Origin of the sequence: Aurantibacter sp. (assembly GCF_042094015.1) — a bacterium.
Lineage (GTDB): Bacteria > Bacteroidota > Bacteroidia > Flavobacteriales > Flavobacteriaceae > Aurantibacter.
In genome coordinates this window covers 1-21,313 of the sequence record NZ_JBELDZ010000010.1, presented here as the reverse complement: position 1 = coordinate 21,313, position 21,313 = coordinate 1, and the positions used below count along the sequence as shown (strand labels likewise).

The following is a 21,313-nucleotide window of genomic DNA, read 5'->3' as shown; positions in this document are numbered from 1 at the left end:
TTTGGCGGTAAAAAAAACATATTCATTTGCTTTAAATACGTCACTTTTAATAACTGCGTTTTTAACCGCTTTTTTTTGTTTCTATCTTATTCAAAATGAGCAGAATTACTGGTATAGTGTTTTATTTCTTGTAATATGCTTTAGTGTCTGTTTTATTGTTATTCAAAATAGAGTTCAGAACTTTATTTATAAGCGTGTAAATAAAATTTATGAAGATTTAACATTGTTAGAATCAATTGAATTTAATGAAAAACGTGTCACTACTGATATGGCAACACTTACTCAAGAAATTGATAAGTATGCGCGCGATAAGAAAATTGAAATAGAATCTCTTAAAGGCAGGGAACTCTACCGTAAGGAGTTTATGGGAAACGTATCACATGAGTTAAAAACACCTTTATTTACAGTACAAGGTTACATAGAAACGTTATTAGATGGTGCGTTAAATAATGAAGAAATTACTGAAAAATATCTAAAAAGAGCTAGTGTAGGAGTAGAACGCTTAATTTATATTGTTAACGATTTAGACATGATTACTAAACTTGAAGTTGGTAGCTTGGTTCTAAATAAAGAAGTTTTTAATATTATAGAATTAGTTCAATCTGTATTTGATTTATTAGAATTAAAAGCCGCAAAACGAAAAATAACGTTGACTTTTGATGTAGATTATTCCAAACCAATTTATGTAAAAGCAGATAGAGAAAGAATACAGCAAGCTTTAGTTAATTTAATTGTAAATTCCATAAAATATGGAAGAGAAAAAGGAACCACAGAAGTTAGTGTAGAACAATTAATTAAAAACAAAATAATTGTTCGTGTTACTGATAATGGAGAAGGAATTGACAAGAAAAACATTCCAAGATTATTTGAACGCTTTTATCGTGTAGATAAAAGTGGTTCAAGAAAAGAAGGTGGATCTGGTCTTGGACTCGCTATAGTAAAACATATTGTAGAAGCTCATGACGAGAAAATTTATATAGAAAGTGAATTTAATGTTGGTAGTGAGTTTTCTTTCACCCTAAATAAAGCAACTGAATAATTCTTCAGCTAAATCTTCTTTAAAGGGCAAGTTTTTAAATCCAGAATAATTCTCAACTTTAGCTAATTGTTCTAGTGTAAATATATCCTGATTACAAAACGGTGCAATGTTTTGTGTTTCTATATGTTTAGCCAAGTATTCTTGTTCAGATTGTCCAGGAGTTGGAATAAAAAAAGCTTTCTTTTGTAGTTTAGCTAAATCCATAATAGATGTATAGCCCGATCTACAAATAATTAAATCACTCTCATTTAAAGCAATTTCTAATCCTTTTGAAGTAAGAAAATTAATAGTTGTTATATTTTTTAAACGTTCTGTTTTCTGATTAATCTCAATTTTGCCTTGAACAAACAAAACAGGTCTAGAACATTTATTTAATTCCACTAAAAGTTTTTCTTCTAACAAAGTACGTTGAGGTTCTGGTCCAGAAAGTAAAACCATAATAGCATATTTGTGCTTAATTTTAGATGGTTGAAATCGACTTAAACCACCAATAAAACGTGTAGGTGTTTTTACTTTTATAGATGAAAAATGACTTAGGATACCACTTAAATTAGGCGAGTTTTCAAAATCTGGAATCCAGCATTCGTTAAATTTTTTTATAAAACGATTGTGAAAAAAACTAGACAACCAAGTTGTTGAACCACTGAGAACCTTTAGTTGATGCGTTACAAAAACAGAATATATTGTGCTACTGTATACGCCAAGTCTGTTATCCGATATAATACCATCAATTTTAAAATCAATAATAATTTGCTGAGTTGCTTTATATTCAGCTTTTATTACTTTTTGAATTTTTGGTAATTGTTTTAATAAATGTGTTTTAAATTTTTTTCTAGATTCAGAATAAGTCACGTTGTAAGAAGGTAGTTCCGTAGATTCTAAATTCGGAAATTCTTTTTGTAAAAGCAACAAAGCTTCTCCATCGCTTGCAATTACAACATTAAATTTTAGTTTTAATAAAGTGTTAATAATTGGGATACATCGACATGCGTGTCCAATTCCCCAATTTAAAGGCGCAACAAGAATTCTTTTTTTCATTGATTACAAAGATACATTATAAATAAATCTGTTTAATTTTAATATCTTTAGTAAAAGATAGACTTCAAACAAATTAGTGTAAATAAAAATTTCTACTTTTGGAGTCTAAAATAAATTCTTGTGGGAAGTAAAAACAAACAAAAAAGATTTAACGAAAACGCCACATTTCCTCATGTATTTCAACCAACTCGAGAAGAGATTGTTGAAGAAGAGTATAAAATGAAAGGTAATTTGAATAAAGCGTTTTTTAAAAACGATAACCCATTAGTATTAGAATTAGGATGTGGTAAAGGTGAATATTCTGTTGCATTAGCTAAAAAATTTCCTAATAAGAATTTTATAGGAATAGATTTAAAAGGTGCTCGTTTCTTTTTTGGTGCTAAAGAAGTTGATAATGCTAAAATGGAAAACGTAGCGTTTCTAAGAGCTCAGATCGAGTTAATAGATAAGATTTTTGCGAAAAATGAAGTTGATGAAATTTGGATTACATTTCCAGATCCGCAAATAAAATATAAGCGTACTAAACATAGAATGACAACTGAACCTTTCTTAGCACGATACAAAACCATTCTAAAAGAAACAGGAACTGTTAACTTGAAAACAGATAGTGAGTTTATGCATGGTTATACTCTAGGGTTATTACATGGCGCAGGACATGAAGTTTTATATTCTAATCATGATATATACAGGCAAGAAGGCGCGCCAGAAGAAGTAATTGAGATTCAAACCTATTACGAAAGTCAGTACTTAGCAGTTGATAAAGCCATTACTTTTATTAAATTTAAAATAAAATAAATTGGAGATTACAATAACCTTTTTGTTAAGTTTTTTTATAGCTGTAATTGGAGTAGCTCCTCCAGGCTTGTTGAATATGACAGCAGCTAAAATTAGCTTAAAAGATGGACACGCAAGAGGTTTAGTGTTCTGTGCTGGAGCATGTGTTATAATTGCAGTTCAAACTTTTATAGCGGTTTTGTTTGCAAGATATTTATCTAATCATCCAGAAGTTGTTAGTGTCTTAAAGCGTGTTGCATTTGTAATTTTTGTTTTAATTACTGTTTATTTTTTATTAGTTGCAAAAAAAATTGCAAATAAACCAAAACAAGAACGCGAACCAAAAAATAAGAAAAGTCGTTTTTTCTTCGGGATAATTTTATCCGCTTTAAATGTTTTTCCTATACCATATCAAGCTTATATGGTTATTACAATAGCGTCTTTAGGTTGGTTTAATTTTGAAACTATAAATATGTACACTTACATAGCTGGAGCAGTAACAGGTTCTTTTGTAGTGTTTTATGCTTATATCTTCTTTTTTGATAAGATAAAAAGCAACAAGTTAAAGTCTCAGAAAAACATGAATAAGTTAATAGGCTTAGTAACAGGAGTTATTGCGTTAATTACTTTAATCAACATAATTCGAGAGATGTAATGAAACCAGAAACATTACAATTTTACGATAAAGTCTATCAAGTAGTTCGTAAAATTCCATTTGGAAAAGTAACTAGTTATGGTGCAATAGCAAACTATTTAGGGGTAAAACGAAGCGCTAGAATAGTTGGTTACGCAATGAATAATTCTCACAGTAAAAACGTTCCAGCACATCGTGTGGTTAATAGAAAAGGTTTGTTAACTGGTAAGCATCATTTTCAAGGTACAAACCTTATGCAGCAATTGTTAGAAAGCGAAGGTATTGTAGTTTTAGAGAACCAAATACAAGACTTAGAAACCATTTTTTGGGATCCGTTTTTGGAACTTTCGGAATAACTGCTAACTATTATTTTTATAAAATATTCTATTTTGATTAGTATAATCTTCCTTGATTTCTAACCATAAACAAATCTTATTATATCATAACAATTCTTCGAAAAAACGACTTTATTCTTCAAGGTTTAAGTCGTATATTTGTGCTTAGAATAAATCTAAATTAAAATAGCATCGCTATTTTAATTTCACTATAAAAATTGCAAATTCATTTTAAATGAAAATATTAAAAGAAGACGTTTTAAAAGCTTTGTCAACAATAACAGTTCCTGGTGAAGGACAAAATATGGTTGAAAGTGGCGCAGTAAAAAATGTAGTAACTTTTGCAGATGAAGTTATTGTGGATATTACTATTGCTAATCCAGCATTACAAGCCCGTAAAAAAACTGAAGTTGAAATTTTAAAAGTTATTCACGAGCAAGTTGAAGCTAAAGCTCAAATAAAAGTAAATATTAAAGTAGATGCGCCAACAAAGGCAGCTACAGAAATTAAAGGAAAAACTATTCCTGGAATAAAAAATATAGTCGCTGTCGCCTCTGGAAAAGGTGGCGTTGGAAAATCTACAGTTACTGCAAATTTAGCCGTTTCTTTAGCTAAAATGGGTTTTAAAGTAGGTGTTTTAGATGCAGATATTTATGGGCCTTCAATGCCAATAATGTTCGATGTAGAATTAGAGAAACCATTATCTGTAACTGTTGATGGGAAATCTAAAATGAAGCCAGTTGAGAGTTATGGTGTAAAAATACTATCTATAGGGTTTTTTACAAAACCAGATCAAGCAGTTGTTTGGCGTGGTCCAATGGCAGCAAAAGCATTAAATCAAATGATTTTTGATGCAGCTTGGGGAGAATTAGATTTCTTATTGTTAGATCTTCCTCCTGGAACTTGAGATATTCATTTAAGTATTATGCAATCGCTTCCAATTACTGGAGCAGTAGTTGTAAGTACGCCTCAAAACGTGGCTTTAGCCGATGCTAAAAAAGGTGTTGCAATGTTTCAACAAGATAGTATAAATGTTCCTGTTTTAGGAATTATAGAAAATATGGCTTATTTCACGCCAGAAGAATTGCCAAATAATAAATATTATATTTTTGGAAAAGAAGGCGCTAAAAACTTAGCTGAAGATTTAAGTGTACCACTTTTAGGAGAAATTCCTTTAGTACAAAGTATTCGCGAAGCTGGAGATTATGGTCGTCCAGCAGCATTACAAGAAGGAACAGTTTTAGAGGATGCTTTTCAGAAAATCACACAAAATGTAGTTCAGGAAGTGGTTAATAGAAATGATAACCTTCCAGAAACCGAAGCTATTAAAATTACAACTATGGCAGGTTGTTCAGCGGTAAAATAATATAGATATGACAGTAGAAGATACAAGACTTAATGTTGAAAAGGCATTAGAAGAAATACGTCCTTTTTTACAAAGCGATGGTGGAGATATTTCGCTTATTTCTATAGAAAACACTAAAGTTACTGTACAGCTAGAAGGTGCTTGTGTAGGTTGTAGTGTTAATCAAATGACACTAAAATCAGGTGTAGAAATGACAATTAAAAAGTATGCGCCACATATAGAAGATGTTGTTAATTTAAGTTAATGGACTTATAGTAGCGTTTTCATTTTTTTGAGAAAATAGAATTAAAAAAGCTTACCAATACTATGATTAAAACAGATATCTTAATAATAGGTGCAGGACCAACAGGATTATTTACCGTTTTTGAAGCAGGATTATTAAAATTAAAATGTCATTTAATCGATGCATTACCTCAACCAGGTGGACAATGTTCAGAAATATATCCAAAAAAACCTATTTACGACATCCCGGCTTATCCAGAAATTCTTGCAGGCGATTTAACGGAGAAGTTAATGGAACAATGCAAGCAATTTGAGCCAGGATTTACTTTAGGGGAAAGAGCAGACACTATAGAGAAGCAAGAAGATGGTAGTTTTATTGTAACTACAAATAAAGGAACAAAGCATCAAGCACCAGTTGTAGCAATTGCTGGAGGATTAGGAAGTTTTGAGCCACGTAAACCACAAATTCATAATATTACTGATTTTGAAGATAAAGGTGTAGAATATATTATTAAGAATCCAGAAATTTATAGAGATAAAAAAGTAGTTATTGCTGGTGGAGGAGATTCTGCATTAGATTGGAGTATTTTTTTATCAGACGTTGCGTCAAGTGTAACTTTAGTTCATAGACGTAATGAATTCCGTGGGCATTTAGATTCTGTAGATCAAGTTCAAGAACTTAAAGATGCAGGTAAAATAAATTTAGTAACTCCAGCAGAAGTTGTTGGGATACTTGGAGATTCTAAAGTGTCTGGTGTTGTTGTTAAGCAAGCAGAACATATAGAAAAAGAGTTTGAAATAGAATGTGATCATTTTATTCCACTTTTTGGATTGTCGCCTAAATTAGGGCCAATAGCAAATTGGGGATTAGAGATAGAAAAAAATGCTATTAAAGTAGATAATAGCTTGGATTATCAAACTAATATCCCAGGCGTTTATGCTATTGGAGATGTTAATACCTATCCAGGGAAGCTAAAGTTAATCCTTTGTGGTTTCCATGAAGCCACTTTAATGTGCCAGTCTGCTTATAAAATTATTAATCCAGGAAAGCGCTACGTTATGAAGTATACAACCGTAGCAGGCGTAGATGGTTTTGATGGTACACGAAAGGAATCTCCTAAAGCAGTGGTTAAAAAGATTGAGTAGAGGTTTAATATTTTCTGTTCTTTTGGTATTGTTGTTAATAATTGTTTTTTGTATATTCGAAAACGTTAATTGTTTTAAGACAAGTAAACTAACTAGAAATCCAGTTTTACTCATTAATAAGCATAGGTTACTCATTTTAATTTTTTTAAATAGAATAAAACCTAAATATTTGCGTTTACATAATTATTAATTAAATACTATATGCAACAAGTCAACAAGTCAACAAGTCAACAAGTCAACAAGTCAACGGGTTAATTGTTTTTTTCTTCTCGTTTTAATTTCACTCTTTTTTGGTTGTGAAAAAGATGATATAAAATCATCTGAAATAAATGACGCTAACGTATCTAAAATTAATATAGATGCTAAAATTATTAATCAGTTAGTTTTAAATTATAATAAAAAAGTAGAAAACCATAATTATAAAGTTACCAAAAGATTATCTTCACAAAGAGGTAGAGGGAATAGTAACGGAAATAAAAATAACTACGAGCCTACTTTTGAAGAAAAGTATGGTATACTTAGAACAGATTTGAGTTTTAGAGCCTTAAATACTATTACAGAAGGTGAGGCAATTGTAATTCCTATTCATAAAAAAAACGGTAGATGTAATCATCCAAGCCATAATGGAAATGGAAACGGACATCAAAATCACGGGAATGGTAACGGAAATGGTCACGATAATCACGGAAACGGTAATGGTTATGGACACCATCATAATTGTGATAATTTAGACCCAGACCCAACAGATGTAGACCCATTAAAAGATGCTTATTATGCCTTAGTGGCACGTTATACAGAACTAGGATTAACTTATACTGTAATTAATGAACAAATTACCAGATGTGTACAAAATAATGACCCAGTTTTAAACAATATAGATTTTGTAAATATTCTAACGCTTTCAACAGACTTTATTGATGCTAATGCAAAGGTGGCAGCTACATGTCCAACTTTAGTTTCAGTCCCTGGAAGTAGATGTACAGGTGCTGCAAACCACAGTTGGTCAGATATATTAGAGTTAGAAGACGTTAGTGATTGTATCGATTATGGAACAGTAAATATGCCAACACCAGATAGTTATGCTTGGGCAGATTTACCTTGCTCTGGCGGAGGTGGCGGAGATGATGGAAATGGAACTACCGGCCCAATTGGTGACGGAGGCGGAGGAAACCCAACTGGTAATAGTGGAGATGATGGTGACGATGATCCATGTGGTATTGATTTAGGTGGAAATGGACAAATTGATATTGAATTACCTGAAGAGCCAGAAGAAGATCCTTGCTTAAACCAAGATGATGATATTACTGCTTTAAATAATTTTCTTGCAGATACAAATATTAATAATAAAATTACTGCTTTAGAAACTATTGCTAATCAAAATGGCGGTAACGAAGACGGACAAGAATACCAACAAAACCCAGATGGAAGCTTTACACCTATTGCCCCAACAGCATTAGGATCTGGAGAAACTACTTTTCCTGATGCAGCTGGTAATTCTGTATTAAGAATACACGCACATACCAATGATAGAACGCATTCTCCTTCTTGGGATGACACATTTGCTGCGTGGCCTGCTTTTTTACATCAACAAATTGCAGCTGCTAATACTCAGTTTGAAAACAGCTTAACTAACGAGTTAACATTTATGGTTGTTAGTAAATCTGGAATTATTGCTTTTAGAGTAGAAGACTTAGCAGAAATTGCAAATACATATAGTTTTTATGCTCAATTAGATGAAGATTCTTCAGAGAAACACGCCAAAGCTAGCGCTTTATTAAAATGGGAAAATCAATACAAAATAGAAGCTGTTAAAGATTGTCAATCTAATGGTGGTTGTACCGATAACGAGTACCAAGAAAAAATTGTTGAGAAATGGCTTGAAAAAATAAAGAATAACAAATTAGGAACTTCAACATACAGAGCTATAAAAGATGCAAACGGAGATTATCAATGGGAATGTTTAAATTAAAACTAGATACAATGAAAAAAATACTTTTTATACTAATACTTTTTATTTGTGTTAATTTACAGGCACAGGATATCATAATTCCAATAGAGGATACTTCTGAACATACCTCGGAAGACAATCATTACTACAAAGATGTTAACAACCTTTTAGATAAATATACAGGTACTTGGATTTTTGATAATGGCATAGATTATTTTGAGATTGTTTTTTATGTTGAAGAACGTGTAGAAATATCGTTAGGCTCTATATCTTTAGTAACATATTATGCTGATGAATTGCGTTCAAGTTTTATTTATAAAAAAAATGGATTAGAAATATATAATACAGTAGGTTCTACTGATATAGCATCTGTTTCTTGTTTTGCCACTACAAACGTAGGATCTTTCAATAAACTAGGCTGTATTTATTTAGAACCTGAGCCTTTTATAAGAGTACAACAGGCTAATTTAGATCTGGAATATATTCCAGGAATATCTGGTAACTCCGATGAAATGATTTGGGTAAGAAACGAATTACCTAGTTTATCTTTATTAACTCCTGATGGTAATGGAAACACACCATCAAACGTGGAGTTTAATATCCCTGCAAATATGACTTTAGTAAAACAATAATATTTATAAAAGCCGTTCTTAATTAAGAATGGCTTTATTTTTTTAAATGAAAAATATAAAAACACTTTTTATACTAATAGGCTTTATTTGTGCTAATATACAAGCGCAAGATATTATAATTCCAATAGAAAATACTTCTGAACATACCTCGGAAGACAATCATTACTACAAAGATGTTAACAACCTTTTAGATAAATATACAGGTACTTGGATTTTTGATAATGGCATAGATTATTTTGAGATTGTTTTTTATGTTGAAGAACATGTAGAAATATCGTTAGGCTCTATATCTTTAGTAACTTATTCCACTTTTTGGATTATCCCCTAAATTAGGACCAATAGCAAATTGGGGATTAGAAATAGAAAAAAATGCCATTAAAGTAGATAATAGCTTGGATTATCAAACTAACATTCCGGGAGTTTATGCTATTGGAGATGTAAATACATATCCTGGTAAACTAAAGCTTATTCTATGTGGTTTTCATGAAGCAACATTAATGTGTCAATCTGCATACAAAATTATTAACCCAGGAAAACGCTACGTTATGAAATACACAACTGTAGCAGGAGTAGATGGCTTTGATGGTACACGTAAAGAATCGCCTAAAGCTGTGGTTAAAAAGATAGAGTAGAAGAGAAATAGGCTAAATATGAAAACGTTAAATGAGCTGCTTTGTTCGAACGGTTTTCGTGAGAAAACTAAATTATATATTGGATCAGATTCAATTCTTACCTTGAGAACATTTCTAGATGGTTTTTACGATTTTGTAGTAAATTATTATAATTATTTTGAATCAACTTCTGGTTGGAGTAATATTATTTTAAAAGAAAGTGACGGAAATGAACAAAAAGCAATAAAACAGTTCTTTGTTCTTTATGATTTATTTAAAATCAATCCGTCTTATAATCCTCAAGAGGAATAGGACCTTCTAATAGATGTCGCACAATTTGTAAAACACCTTCATCGTTAGTATTAATTTGCCATTTAATTAAAGAAATACAACCATTTTCTATTTCCATTCCTGTAATACTTCTTGGATGAACACAGCTTCCATCGTTAAAAAATGCAATATCGCCTGGTTCTGGAAAACGTGGTCTATGTGTATGTCCAACTACAGTTAGTAAGTTGTTGTTTTCTGTAATCCATTTTTTTGTACGTTTCTCAACTTTTATAAGCTCTTTGTAGTTTTTTGCAGGACTTGTTGGATCTGCAATTCCCATAACGTTTAAGGGTTTCCAAAGTACACGAACCATAAATCTGCTCCACTTCCAGAAAATATAATTCCACCAATCTGCTTGGTGTCCGTGTGTTAAAAATAATTGTTGATTCGTATCGCAATGATTTAAAATTACAGCTTCGTTATACTTTAAGTCTGTAAAAAGAGGTTCATTTTTTCCTGTTTTAGGATCAAAATAAGCGTGTAGATGTTTTTTAACGTAAGCATCACTTTTGTAAACCATATCATGATTTCCCCAAATTAGATGTAATCGGTTATCGTCATGAAATTGTTTCATTAATAAATACACGTTTTTATGAGCATGTAATAATGAAGAGAAGTTGAGATTTTCCCATAATTCATCGCCATCTCCAAGTTCTATGTAAGTAAAACCTTCTTGATAGTATTGTTTAAGCGCATGGAAGTATATGTTTCTGTTATTTGCAAAATCATCAGCAAAACTATTATCACCTCTATGGCAATCGCTAAATAGAATAAACTTACTAGAATTGTCGAAAGAGATAATTTTAGCTTCTTTATAAGCTTTGTTTAATCTTTTTTTAGCTGAAAACATAATGGGACTAACTTCAAATATTTTATATAAAAATAAAAAATGCTTCTCGATTAAAAGAAGCATTTTGTAAAAATAATTTATGTTATGTTTTTAAGGCTTATTTAAAAGCGTTTAAACCTGTAACATCTAAACCTGTAATAAGTAAATGAATATCATGAGTTCCTTCGTAAGTTACTACACTTTCAAGGTTCATCATATGTCTCATAATACTATATTCTCCAGAAATTCCCATTCCACCTAACATTTGCCTAGCGTCACGAGCAATTTTTAACGCCATATCTACATTGTTTCTTTTTGCCATAGATATTTGAGCAGATGTAGCCTTACCTTCATTACGTAAAGTTCCAACACGCCATGCTAATAATTGAGCTTTAGTGATTTCTGTAATCATTTCAGCTAATTTTTTCTGTTGTAATTGAAATTGTCCAATTGGTTTTCCAAACTGTAAACGTTCTTTAGAATATCTTAAGGCTGTATCGTAGCAATCCATTGCAGCACCAATTGCTCCCCAAGCAATACCGTAACGTGCAGAATCTAAGCAGCCTAATGGTGCGCCTAATCCAGATTTGTTAGGTAATAAGTTTTCTTTTGGAACTTTTACATTGTCAAAAATTAATTCTCCAGTTGCACTTGCGCGTAAAGACCATTTGTTATGTGTTTCTGGTGTTGTGAAACCTTCCATTCCACGTTCTACAATTAGTCCGTGAATTCGTCCTTCTTCATTTTTAGCCCATACAACTGCAACTTGTGCAAAAGGTGCGTTACTAATCCACATTTTAGCACCATTTAAAAGATAATGATCTCCCATATCTTTAAAATTAGTTACCATTCCGCTTGGATTAGAACCGTGATCAGGTTCTGTTAAACCAAAACAACCTAGCCATTCTCCACTAGCTAATTTTGGTAAAATGCGTTTACGTTGTTCTTCATTACCGTATTTCCATATTGGATACATTACCAAAGAAGATTGTACAGAAGCTGTACTTCTAACTCCAGAATCACCTCTTTCAATTTCTTGCATAATTAAACCATAACTAATTTGGTCTAAACCAGCACCACCATATTCTTCTGGAATATAAGGTCCAAAAGCTCCTATATCTGCTAACCCTTTTATAATTTGAGTTGGGAATTCTGCTTTTTGAGCGTATTCTTCAATAATTGGAGAAACGTCACGCTTTACCCATTCACGAGCAGCATCACGTACTAATTTATGTTCATCGTTTAATAAATCGTCTAAATTTAAGTAATCTGGCGCTTCAAATAAATCTGGCTTCATGCGTATAAATTATGTTTAGAGCTAAAAAGATAGCCTTGTTTATAATAGCAAAAATAACGAAAACGATTGCATTGACAAATGAAAAACTACATTTTAAGATAAAAGTCTTTTGTAAGTGCTATGTAGTCTTCTGTGAATTGATGTCTTTCTGTTTCTATAATTAATTCTTTTGTAATGATTCTTTTGTTTTCAAACGAGAAAGTAATGTAGCTTCTTTTTATCTCAGCTGTAGGATTTCCTTTAACATTTAATCTTTTATTTGGGTACAAGTTAACTTTTTGAGCTAACTCTATTAATTTTGTAGTTTCAGAAAAAGGAACAACAACTGAGAATAATCCATTTTTAGAAAGTAACTTAGAAACACAAATCACTAAATGTTCAAAAGGCATCGCGTCTTGAAAGCGTGCTAAATCTCTTGAAGCATTTTCTGTTTTATAATCTTCACTATAGAAAGGTGGATTGCAAACTATTAAATCATATTCATCATCAATTTCTTCTGCAAATTCCTGAATAGATGCGTGATAACAAAATAAGCGGTCTCTCCAAGGCGATTGCTCAAAATTGTCTACACATTGCTCGTAAGCATTGTCATCTATTTCTATAGCATCAATAACTTCGGCAGAACTTCTTTGAGCTAACATTAAAGCAATTACACCAGTCCCAGAACCAATATCTAATACGGAAAAAGGGTTTTGTGTTGTTGGAGTCCAAGCACCAAGTAAAACACCATCTGTGCCAATTTTCATTGCACATTTATCTTGATTTATGGAAAACTCTTTAAATTGAAATGGTTTGCTCATAGTAAAACAATATCTTTTGATTCAGTGTTTATGGTGAGATATTACTCTTCTAAATACAAATCGATTAAGCCCTCTGGGGTATTCACAGAAATAGTTTTATTAGGTTTGTCTACTTTGTCAATAAAAGCATCATTCATTGGAATTAAAATGTCAATACCATCTTTGTTTACTTCAAATAAAGCCTGAGAAGTAGTGTCATTTATTCCGGTAATAATTCCAACGTTGCCATAATTAATATCTACCATTTCAAAACCTATAATTTCATGGAAGTAGAATTTATCGTCAGCAAGTTTTGGTAAGAATTCTAAAGGAAGATATAGCTCACTTTTCATAATAGCATCCGCATCCGCTTCTGTATCTACATCTTCAAATTTTATACGTAATAATTCAGATTTATGAAGCTGAGATTTTTCAACAAAAAACGGAACTAGGTTTCCTCTTAAATCAAGAAATATAGCATCTAGGTTTTCGTATAATTCAGGTTCGTCTGTATCTAATTTTGCTAATAATTCGCCTTTAAAACTGTATTTTTTTACAATTTTACCTAAATAGAAACAGTTGTCTTTAGTCATAATAAAAAAGTTTAAAGCATAAAAAACTCCGATAGTTATATCGGAGTTTAAAAGTATAAAAAATAATTTTTATTCTTCTTCGTTAGTTGCTTCTGTTTCAGTTGCAGGAGCTTCCTCTTCAATAACTGGTGCGTTAGCAGCAATACGTGCAGCGTTAACCGCTTTTTCAGCATCTAAAGCTTTTGCTTTTGCATCTTGTTCAGCTTTACTTAAATCTTCAACTTTAGCAGTAACTTTACCTTCTTTTTCTTCTAACCAAGCAGTAAATTTCGCTTCAGCTTGTTCTTCAGTTAAAGCACCTTTTCTAACTCCACCAGCTAAATGGTTTTTTAATAACGCACCTTTGTACGATAATATTCCTTTAGCAGTGTCGGTAGGTTGAGCACCATTTTGTAACCATTTTACAGATGAATCAACATCTAATTCAATAGTTGCAGGATTTGTGTTTGGATTGTAAATTCCTAATTTTTCTAAAAATTTACCATCTCTTTTAGCTCTAGCATCTGCTGCTACAACCCAGTAAAAAGGTTTCCCTTTTTTACCGTGTCTTTGTAATCTAATTTTTACAGGCATAATAATTAATTTGTTGAGGTTCTCGACCTCTGTTATTAATAAGTTTGCAAATATACTATAATTATTTAATTATCAACTTTTTGTAATAAAAGTATTTTTTAATTTTTTTTATCTTATTTTTGATTTTCCCAATTAAATATATAGAAATGAAAAAAATATTTTTTTTAGCACTTTTATTAATAACCATAGTAGGTTGTAAAGAAGATTTAACGTTTAACACACCATCTTTTGATGCTGTTAAAAATAATGAGCCTTGGAGAGCAGATGGTTTTGTTGCATATAATAATGATGATGGTGGTTATAGCATAAAAGGTGAGTTAGGTGTAGAGACAGTTATCATAAATATAAACGAAGCTGTAGAAGGAGAATATATTTTAAATTCTGGTTCTTCTGCGTCAGCAGTTTACAGAGATGCTACAGGGACGGTTTATTCAACAAAAAATGATCCAGATGATTCTGTAACTCTTTACCCTGTTGGTGGTAAAATTTTATTAGATGATGTTGCAGGCTCAAGTATAACTGGTCGTTTCCAATTTAGTGCTTTTACTGCTAATGGGTTACAAGGTGTTACTTTTTCAGGAAACGCAAATAATGCTTTTGATACTGAAAGATATGGTGTTTTTTATAAAGTAAATAGATTTGGTGGCTCAGTAGCTACAACAAGTAATTCGGGTGCTTGTCAGGCAGCTGTAGATGCTGCTCTAATTGCTGAGACAGTTTATGACGCTACACCAGATACAGATGCTAATTACGCTACAGTTTGCGTAACATATCAGTCTGCATTACAATTAGTTGTGGATACTTGTTCTGGAACTATTTTAACAGATGCACAAGCAGATTTAGCATTATTAACGTGTCCATAAACATATAGAATAAAAAAACAAAAAAAGAGCCACTTAACAAGTGGCTCTTTTTTTGTTTATAATCTAATAGAACTTCACTTTATTAAACTAATAAATAGTTGTAGTTTTATACATTCTCTAAACTTAAATTTTTAGTATGTATTTAATTTTCGATACAGAAACTACTGGATTACCAAAAAAATGGAATGCACCAATTACGGATACTGATAATTGGCCAAGATGTATTCAAATTGCTTGGCAATTGCACGACGAATTAGGTAATTGTATAGAGCACGAAGATTATTTAGTTAAGCCAGATGGGTTTAATATTCCATACGATGCAGAGAAAATTCACGGTATTTCTACGGAATTAGCAGAGGAACAAGGTTTAGTTTTATCAGAAGTTTTAGAGAGATTTAATATTGCATTAAGTAAAACTAAGTTTATAGTTGGGCAAAATTTAAAGTTTGATTTAAATATTATGGGTGCAGAATTTGTGCGTCAAAATGTAGAAAATCAACTTCAAGAATTACCAGTTTTGGATACGTGTACAGAGCATACAGCTAAATTATGTATGATTCCTGGTGGTAGAGGTGGAAAATTTAAATTACCAACCTTAACAGAATTGCATCAATATTTATTTAATGCGCCTTTTGGTGAAGCTCACAATGCCACTGCCGATGTAGAAGCAACAACACGTTGTTTCTTTGAATTAATTCGTTTAAGACAATTTACTAAAGAGCAGTTAGATGTAACTCCGGATTATTTTAAGAATTTTTCAGAAGCTAACCCACAACCTATAAAATTTATAGGGTTAAAACATATTAACCTTAAGCAAGAAAGTGAGAAAATCGCAAAACGATTAAAAGTAAATCAAGATTCTGAAATTTCGAAAGAAGAAATAAAACAGAATCTTCAAGATTTACAGGAAACAGATTTTGTGCATTTACATAATCACTCACAGTTTTCTGTATTACAATCTACAATTTCTATAAAAGATTTGGTAAGTCTTACTGTAAAAAATAATATGCCTGCAGTATCAATTACCGATCACGGAAATATGATGGGCGCATTTCCATTTGTGAAAGAAGTAGGTAATTACAATAAAAGTGTAAACGTTAAAATAGAAGAAGCATTAGCGCAAGGAGAAACCCCAAAACATAAAGTTATAAAGCCTATTATTGGTTGTGAGTTTTTTGTTTGTGAAGATCATACCAATAAAAGTGTAAAGGATAATGGATATCAAATCGTATTAATTGCTAAAAATAAAAATGGGTATCACAATTTAGCAAAATTATCATCACACGCATTTACAGACGGTTTTTATTATTTACCAAGAATAGATAAAAAGCTAATAGAACAATATAAAGAAGACTTATTAGTACTAACAGGGAATTTATATGGTGAAGTGCCAAGTAAGGTTTTAAATGTTGGAGAAAGTCAAGCAGAAGAAGCTTTGTTGTGGTGGAAAGAGCAATTTCAAGATGATTTATATATTGAGATTATGCGCCACAATCAAGAAGACGAAAATAGAGTTAATGGCACTTTAATAGAGTTTTCTAAAAAACATAAAATTAAGCTAGTTGCTACAAATAATACGTATTATGGTGCACAAAAAGATGCTAACGCACACGATATTTTGTTATGTGTAAAAGATGGAGAAAAACAAGCTACACCAATAGGTAGAGGAAGAGGTTATCGTTATGGATTACCTAATCAGGAGTATTATTTTAAGTCGGCAGACGAAATGAAAACCCTGTTTAAGGATTTGCCAGAGGCTATATCTAACTCTATAGAAATAGCAAATAAAATTGAATCGTTTGAATTAGCTCGAGATGTATTATTACCTGCGTTTGATATTGGTGAAGAATTTATGCATCCCGAAGATTTAGTCGATGGTGGAAAACGAGGCGAAAATGCATTCTTACGTCATATTACTTACGAAGGTGCAAAAAAGCGTTATGGTGAAGAATTAAGTGATGAGGTTACAGATCGATTAGATTTTGAGCTAGATGTTATTGAGAAAACGGGTTATCCAGGTTATTTTCTTATTGTAGAAGATTTTATTCGTGAAGCACGTAAAATGGATGTTTCTGTTGGTCCAGGTCGTGGTTCTGCAGCTGGTTCTGTAGTAGCTTATTGTTTATGGATTACCAATATAGATCCTTTGTTATACAACTTGCTTTTTGAGCGTTTTCTAAATCCAGATCGTGTGAGTATGCCCGATATTGATATAGATTTTGATGATGAAGGTCGATCTAGAGTAATGGATTATGTCATAGAAAAATATGGAGCCAATCAAGTAGCTCAAATTATTACATATGGAACTATGGCTGCAAAGTCAAGTATTAGAGATACTGCTAGAGTTTTGGATTTACCGCTTTTTGATGCTGATAGGATTGCTAAGTTAATCCCTAATATGTCTAAGCTGAATAAAATATTTGGTAAAAGTGAAAAGGAATTAGCACAAAAATTTAGATCCGAAGAATTAGCTTTGGTTAACGAACTTTTAAATATTGCCGATGGTAATGATTTACAAGCTGAAACTTTAAACTTAGCAAGAACACTTGAAGGTTCTGTTAGAAATACAGGTATTCACGCTTGTGGAGTAATTATTACTCCAGATGATATCACTAAGTTCGTTCCAGTCGCTTTAGCAAAAGATTCAGATTTATATGTTACTCAATTTGACAACTCAGTTGTAGAAGATGCAGGGTTGTTAAAAATGGATTTTTTAGGGTTAAAAACATTAACCTTAATAAAAGATACTGTAAAAATCGTAAAAGCAAAACACGATATATTACTGGATCCAGATAACTTTCCTCTAGACGATGTAAAAACATACGAGTTATTCCAACGAGGAGAAACAGTTGGAGTATTTCAGTATGAATCTCCGGGAATGCAAAAGCATATGAAGAATCTTAAACCTACGGTTTTCGATGATTTAATAGCAATGAATGCCTTGTATCGTCCAGGTCCAATGGAATATATACCAAGTTTTATTGCACGTAAACATGGGGATGAAGAAATTGAGTATGATTTACCAGCAATGGAGGAGTACTTAAAGGAGACTTATGGAATTACAGTGTACCAAGAGCAGGTAATGTTGCTGTCTCAGAAATTAGCAGATTTCACTAAAGGTGAAGCAGATGTACTTAGAAAGGCAATGGGTAAAAAACAAATTGCTGTTCTAGATAAAATGAAGCCTAAATTTATTGAACAAGCTAGTGCTAAAGGTCACGATGCTAAAAAGCTTGAAAAAATTTGGAAAGATTGGGAAGCTTTTGCAAGTTACGCCTTTAACAAATCGCATTCAACTTGTTATGCTTGGATTGCTTATCAAACAGCATATTTAAAAGCACATTACCCAGCAGAATATATGGCAGCAGTTTTATCAAACAATATGAATGATATTAAGCAAGTGACATTTTTCATGGAAGAATGTAAACGTATGAAATTACCTGTTCTTGGTCCAGATGTAAACGAATCGTTTTATAAATTCTCTGTAAATCAAGATAATGCTGTGCGTTTTGGAATGGGAGCAATAAAAGGCGTTGGCCATGGTGCTGTATTAACCATAATAAATAATAGAAAAGAAGATGGTAATTATGAATCTATTTTCGATTTAGCAAAACGTATAGACTTACGTGCTGCTAATAAAAAAGCATTTGAAGGTTTGGCTTTAGCTGGTGGTTTTGATTGTTTTGAAAACCATAGAGCACAGTATTTTCATAAAGAAGGTAGTGATTTAACGTTTTTAGAAAAAGCAGTTAAATATGGTGCTAAACATCAAGAAAATGAAAATTCTGCACAGGTTAGTTTGTTTGGTGCAGCTAGTGAGGTTCAAATAGACGAGCCTCAAGTTCCAGCTTGTGAAACTTGGGGAAATATGGAAACTTTAGCTAGGGAAAAAGAAGTGGTTGGAATTTATATTTCTGGTCATCCGTTAGACGATTTTAAAACAGAAATGAAAACCTTTTGTAACGGAAATGTTTCAATGTTTAAAGATTTAGAAGCTAACATTAATAAAGAAGTTACTTTTGGAGGTGTAGTTACTGATGTTCAACATCGAGTTAGTAAAGCCGGAAAAGGTTGGGCAATGTTTACTATAGAAGATTACGAGGATAGTTTTGAGTTTAGAGTCTTCGGAGAAGATTATTTAAAGCACAGAAATCACTTAGTTGTTAATACGTTTGTATTTGTAAAATCTCGAATAAACCAAGGTTGGGTAAATAGAGATACAGGTAAAGTTGGAGAACCTAGAATACAATTTAATAGTTTTCAGTTACTACATGATGTATTAGAAAATTACACACGTAAACTATCTCTTCAATTAAATGTAAAGCACTTAGAAGAACAGAAATTACGTCAATTAAAAGAACTAATAGCAATGCATCCTGGAAATAAGCCTTTAACTTTTGAGGTTTTTGATATGAAGGATAATGTAAAAATTACAATGCCAAGTCGAAAGCAAAAAGTAGCAATATCTCAAGAGTTATTGCATGAGTTAGAGGAGCAAGATGTACATTTTAAAATAACGTAATATTCTAGATCTCTAAAAAAAAACAAATAAGTTGAGTGAGTTTTCCTATGTTATAAACTACGCCAATCTGTCAATAAATAAATCGAATAGTAGGTTTGTAAGTTTTGGCATTTTTTTTGACTAACATTGCATATAAACAGTTAATAACACAATTAAATTATAATATTATGGCATTAGAAATTACAGATGCAAACTTTGAAGAATTAGTATTAAACAGCGATAAGCCAGTAATGGTTGATTTTTGGGCAGCTTGGTGTGGACCTTGCCGTATGGTAGGACCAATTATAGATGAAATTAGTAACGATTACGAAGGAAAAGCAGTTGTTGGTAAATTAGATGTAGATGCAAATCAGGAATTCGCAGCAAAATATGGCGTACGTAACATTCCTACAGTTTTGGTATTTCAAAACGGAGAAGTTGTTGGACGTCAAGTTGGAGTAGCTCCAAAAAACACTTATGCAGAAGCAATTGACGGATTATTATAGTCAATTATAGTATATAAACTAAAAAAGGTTTGCCTATATGGTAAACCTTTTTTAGTTTAGAAAAGTTTTACAATCTTATTTTGAATGATTTGTTATAAAGATTTTTTACGCAAAGTTTAAAGTAAGTTATTAGGATAAGCAATACTTGTATGGTTATTAGAGATGAAGTTAATAAAGTAGGTGGTTTTAAAAACTTAGATTTTTTAGCTAAGCAGGTGGTAGAAGGGTTTATTTCTGGAAAGCATAAAAGTCCATTTCACGGATTTTCAGCAGAATTTGCAGAGCACAAAATATACAATCCAGGAGAAAGTACACGACATATAGATTGGAAGCTTTTTGCAAAAACAGATAAGCTATACACTAAGCGTTATGATGATGAAACTAACTTACGATGTCATATTGTAATCGATAACAGTAGTTCTATGCATTATCCAGAGCTAAAAACACAATCTATAGCAAACTTAAATAAAATTGGTTTTTCAGCTTTAGCAAGTGCAAGTTTAATGCATATGTTTAAAAAGCAACGTGATGCTGTTGGTTTAAGTGTTTATAGTAATACTTATGATTTTTACGCTCAAGAAAAAGGAAGCGAAAGACATTATAATATACTATTAAATCAATTGGATGATTTATTAGTGAATACACCAGAAAAGCAGCAAACAGACACATACAAATATCTGCATTTAATAGCTGAAAAAATACACAGACGTTCATTAATATTTGTGTTTACAGATTTATTTCAGACCACATCTACAGCGGAAGAATTATTTGAAGCATTAAGGCATTTGAAATATAATAAGCATGAGGTTATTTTGTTCCACGTTACGGATAAAGCCAAAGAAATGGATTTTGATTTTATGAATACTCCAAAACGTTATTTTGATGTTGAAACAGGAGAAGAAATAGATTTATATGCGGATCAGATAAAAGAGACGTATCAAGAAACAGTAAAAAAATATTTTAATGACTTTAGACTAAAGTGTGGACAGAATAATATAAAATATATTTTAGCAGATGTAAACCAGAATTTTGACTCTATTTTGTCAACTTATTTGGTCGAACGACAAAAAATGAAGTGATTTTTTAAAAATAAATGTATTTTTATTTTGCGTGTTAGAAAAAGGGTTTTATATTTGCACTCGCAATAACGCAACGGTCTGGTAGTTCAGCTGGTTAGAATGCCGCCCTGTCACGGCGGAGGTCGCGGGTTCGAATCCCGTCCGGATCGCATTTTATAAATATTTTATGTTTATAAAATCATAGAAAGTTAGTCAATACTTTAAAAAAAATTGATCCG

Annotated in this window: 20 protein-coding genes, 1 tRNA gene and 2 pseudogenes; 17 read left to right on the top strand and 6 right to left on the bottom strand. The window is 31.8% G+C overall.

What is annotated here, in order from left to right; translation table 11 throughout:
- The first annotated feature begins 1 nt into the window (after nt 1).
- Nucleotides 2-1,039, top strand: a complete 1,038-nt coding sequence (locus tag ACFDSN_RS02830; RefSeq protein ID WP_375238310.1) for a sensor histidine kinase — start codon at nt 2-4, stop codon at nt 1,037-1,039.
- On the opposite strand, the gene ACFDSN_RS02825 is transcribed toward ACFDSN_RS02830, so the two are convergent.
- Entirely contained in the window at nt 1,019-2,077 is a 1,059-nt protein-coding gene (locus ACFDSN_RS02825; protein ID WP_375238309.1) for a glycosyltransferase, read from the bottom strand. The genes ACFDSN_RS02830 and ACFDSN_RS02825 overlap by 21 nt on opposite strands.
- Nucleotides 2,078-2,197: 120 nt before the next feature.
- On the opposite strand from ACFDSN_RS02825, the gene trmB reads away from it, so the two are divergent.
- The 11 genes and pseudogenes from trmB (at nt 2,198) to ACFDSN_RS02770 (ending at nt 10,057) form a co-directional block, all read left to right on the top strand.
- Nucleotides 2,198-2,872 carry a tRNA (guanosine(46)-N7)-methyltransferase TrmB gene (gene trmB, locus ACFDSN_RS02820; RefSeq protein ID WP_375238308.1) on the top strand — a complete coding sequence of 225 codons (675 nt, stop codon included), beginning with the start codon at nt 2,198-2,200 and terminating at the stop codon, nt 2,870-2,872.
- A gap of 1 nt (nt 2,873) precedes the next feature.
- A complete protein-coding gene (locus tag ACFDSN_RS02815) occupies nt 2,874-3,506 on the top strand; it encodes a LysE family transporter (RefSeq protein WP_375238307.1) in 633 nt (210 codons plus the stop codon).
- The gene (locus ACFDSN_RS02810; RefSeq protein WP_375238306.1) at nt 3,506-3,841 is read left to right on the top strand and encodes an MGMT family protein; all 336 of its coding nucleotides are present in this window, start codon (nt 3,506-3,508) and stop codon (nt 3,839-3,841) included. Before ACFDSN_RS02815 ends, ACFDSN_RS02810 begins: the two co-directional genes overlap by 1 nt.
- Nucleotides 3,842-4,055: 214 nt before the next feature.
- Nucleotides 4,056-5,186: pseudogene (locus tag ACFDSN_RS02805) on the top strand (P-loop NTPase).
- Between the two features lie 7 nt (nt 5,187-5,193).
- Entirely contained in the window at nt 5,194-5,430 is a 237-nt protein-coding gene (locus tag ACFDSN_RS02800; RefSeq protein ID WP_375238305.1) for a NifU family protein, read from the top strand.
- A gap of 62 nt (nt 5,431-5,492) precedes the next feature.
- Complete coding sequence (locus tag ACFDSN_RS02795; protein WP_375238304.1) at nt 5,493-6,554, top strand: NAD(P)/FAD-dependent oxidoreductase; 1,062 nt, start codon at nt 5,493-5,495, stop codon at nt 6,552-6,554.
- 529 nt (nt 6,555-7,083) lie between these two features.
- Nucleotides 7,084-8,523 (top strand): hypothetical protein, encoded by a 1,440-nt coding sequence (locus ACFDSN_RS02790; RefSeq protein ID WP_375238303.1) that lies wholly within the window; start codon nt 7,084-7,086, stop codon nt 8,521-8,523.
- An 11-nt stretch (nt 8,524-8,534) separates the two neighbouring features.
- Nucleotides 8,535-9,134, top strand: coding sequence for a DUF6705 family protein (locus ACFDSN_RS02785; protein WP_375238302.1), 600 nt, complete (start codon nt 8,535-8,537; stop codon nt 9,132-9,134).
- Nucleotides 9,135-9,180: 46 nt separating this feature from the next.
- Nucleotides 9,181-9,462, top strand: a complete 282-nt coding sequence (locus ACFDSN_RS02780; protein ID WP_375238301.1) for a DUF6705 family protein — start codon at nt 9,181-9,183, stop codon at nt 9,460-9,462.
- A pseudogene (locus ACFDSN_RS02775) lies at nt 9,437-9,766 on the top strand (FAD-dependent oxidoreductase); the annotation flags it as partial. The gene ACFDSN_RS02780 and the pseudogene ACFDSN_RS02775, both read left to right, overlap by 26 nt.
- Nucleotides 9,767-9,784: 18 nt before the next feature.
- The gene (locus ACFDSN_RS02770) at nt 9,785-10,057 is read left to right on the top strand and encodes a hypothetical protein (protein ID WP_375238300.1); all 273 of its coding nucleotides are present in this window, start codon (nt 9,785-9,787) and stop codon (nt 10,055-10,057) included.
- On the opposite strand, the gene ACFDSN_RS02765 is transcribed toward ACFDSN_RS02770, so the two are convergent.
- The 5 genes from ACFDSN_RS02765 to ACFDSN_RS02745 all read right to left on the bottom strand — a co-directional run bounded on the left by ACFDSN_RS02765 (nt 10,026) and on the right by ACFDSN_RS02745 (nt 14,146).
- A complete protein-coding gene (locus ACFDSN_RS02765) occupies nt 10,026-10,925 on the bottom strand; it encodes a metallophosphoesterase (RefSeq protein ID WP_375238330.1) in 900 nt (299 codons plus the stop codon). The two genes, ACFDSN_RS02770 and ACFDSN_RS02765, sit on opposite strands and share 32 nt — an antisense overlap.
- Nucleotides 10,926-11,022: 97 nt before the next feature.
- A complete protein-coding gene (locus tag ACFDSN_RS02760) occupies nt 11,023-12,201 on the bottom strand; it encodes an acyl-CoA dehydrogenase family protein (RefSeq protein WP_375238299.1) in 1,179 nt (392 codons plus the stop codon).
- A gap of 86 nt (nt 12,202-12,287) precedes the next feature.
- The gene (locus ACFDSN_RS02755; RefSeq protein ID WP_375238298.1) at nt 12,288-13,001 is read right to left on the bottom strand and encodes a tRNA1(Val) (adenine(37)-N6)-methyltransferase; all 714 of its coding nucleotides are present in this window, start codon (nt 12,999-13,001) and stop codon (nt 12,288-12,290) included.
- Nucleotides 13,002-13,042: 41 nt separating this feature from the next.
- Nucleotides 13,043-13,573: a ribosome maturation factor RimM gene (gene rimM, locus ACFDSN_RS02750; protein WP_375238297.1), complete on the bottom strand. Its 531-nt coding sequence runs from the start codon at nt 13,571-13,573 to the stop codon at nt 13,043-13,045.
- Nucleotides 13,574-13,642: 69 nt separating this feature from the next.
- Complete coding sequence (locus ACFDSN_RS02745) at nt 13,643-14,146, bottom strand: 30S ribosomal protein S16 (protein WP_375238296.1); 504 nt, start codon at nt 14,144-14,146, stop codon at nt 13,643-13,645.
- A 146-nt stretch (nt 14,147-14,292) separates the two neighbouring features.
- Between ACFDSN_RS02745 and ACFDSN_RS02740 the strand changes: the two genes are divergently transcribed.
- The 5 genes from ACFDSN_RS02740 (at nt 14,293) to ACFDSN_RS02720 (ending at nt 21,244) form a co-directional block, all read left to right on the top strand.
- Entirely contained in the window at nt 14,293-15,009 is a 717-nt protein-coding gene (locus ACFDSN_RS02740) for a DUF6252 family protein (protein ID WP_375238295.1), read from the top strand.
- Nucleotides 15,010-15,145: 136 nt separating this feature from the next.
- A complete protein-coding gene (dnaE, locus tag ACFDSN_RS02735; protein WP_375238294.1) occupies nt 15,146-19,531 on the top strand; it encodes a DNA polymerase III subunit alpha in 4,386 nt (1,461 codons plus the stop codon).
- 167 nt (nt 19,532-19,698) lie between these two features.
- Nucleotides 19,699-20,016: a thioredoxin gene (gene trxA / locus ACFDSN_RS02730; protein WP_375238293.1), complete on the top strand. Its 318-nt coding sequence runs from the start codon at nt 19,699-19,701 to the stop codon at nt 20,014-20,016.
- Between the two features lie 149 nt (nt 20,017-20,165).
- Entirely contained in the window at nt 20,166-21,095 is a 930-nt protein-coding gene (locus tag ACFDSN_RS02725; RefSeq protein WP_375238292.1) for a DUF58 domain-containing protein, read from the top strand.
- 75 nt (nt 21,096-21,170) lie between these two features.
- Nucleotides 21,171-21,244: transfer RNA gene (locus tag ACFDSN_RS02720), tRNA-Asp, on the top strand.
- Nucleotides 21,245-21,313: the final 69 nt, after the last annotated feature.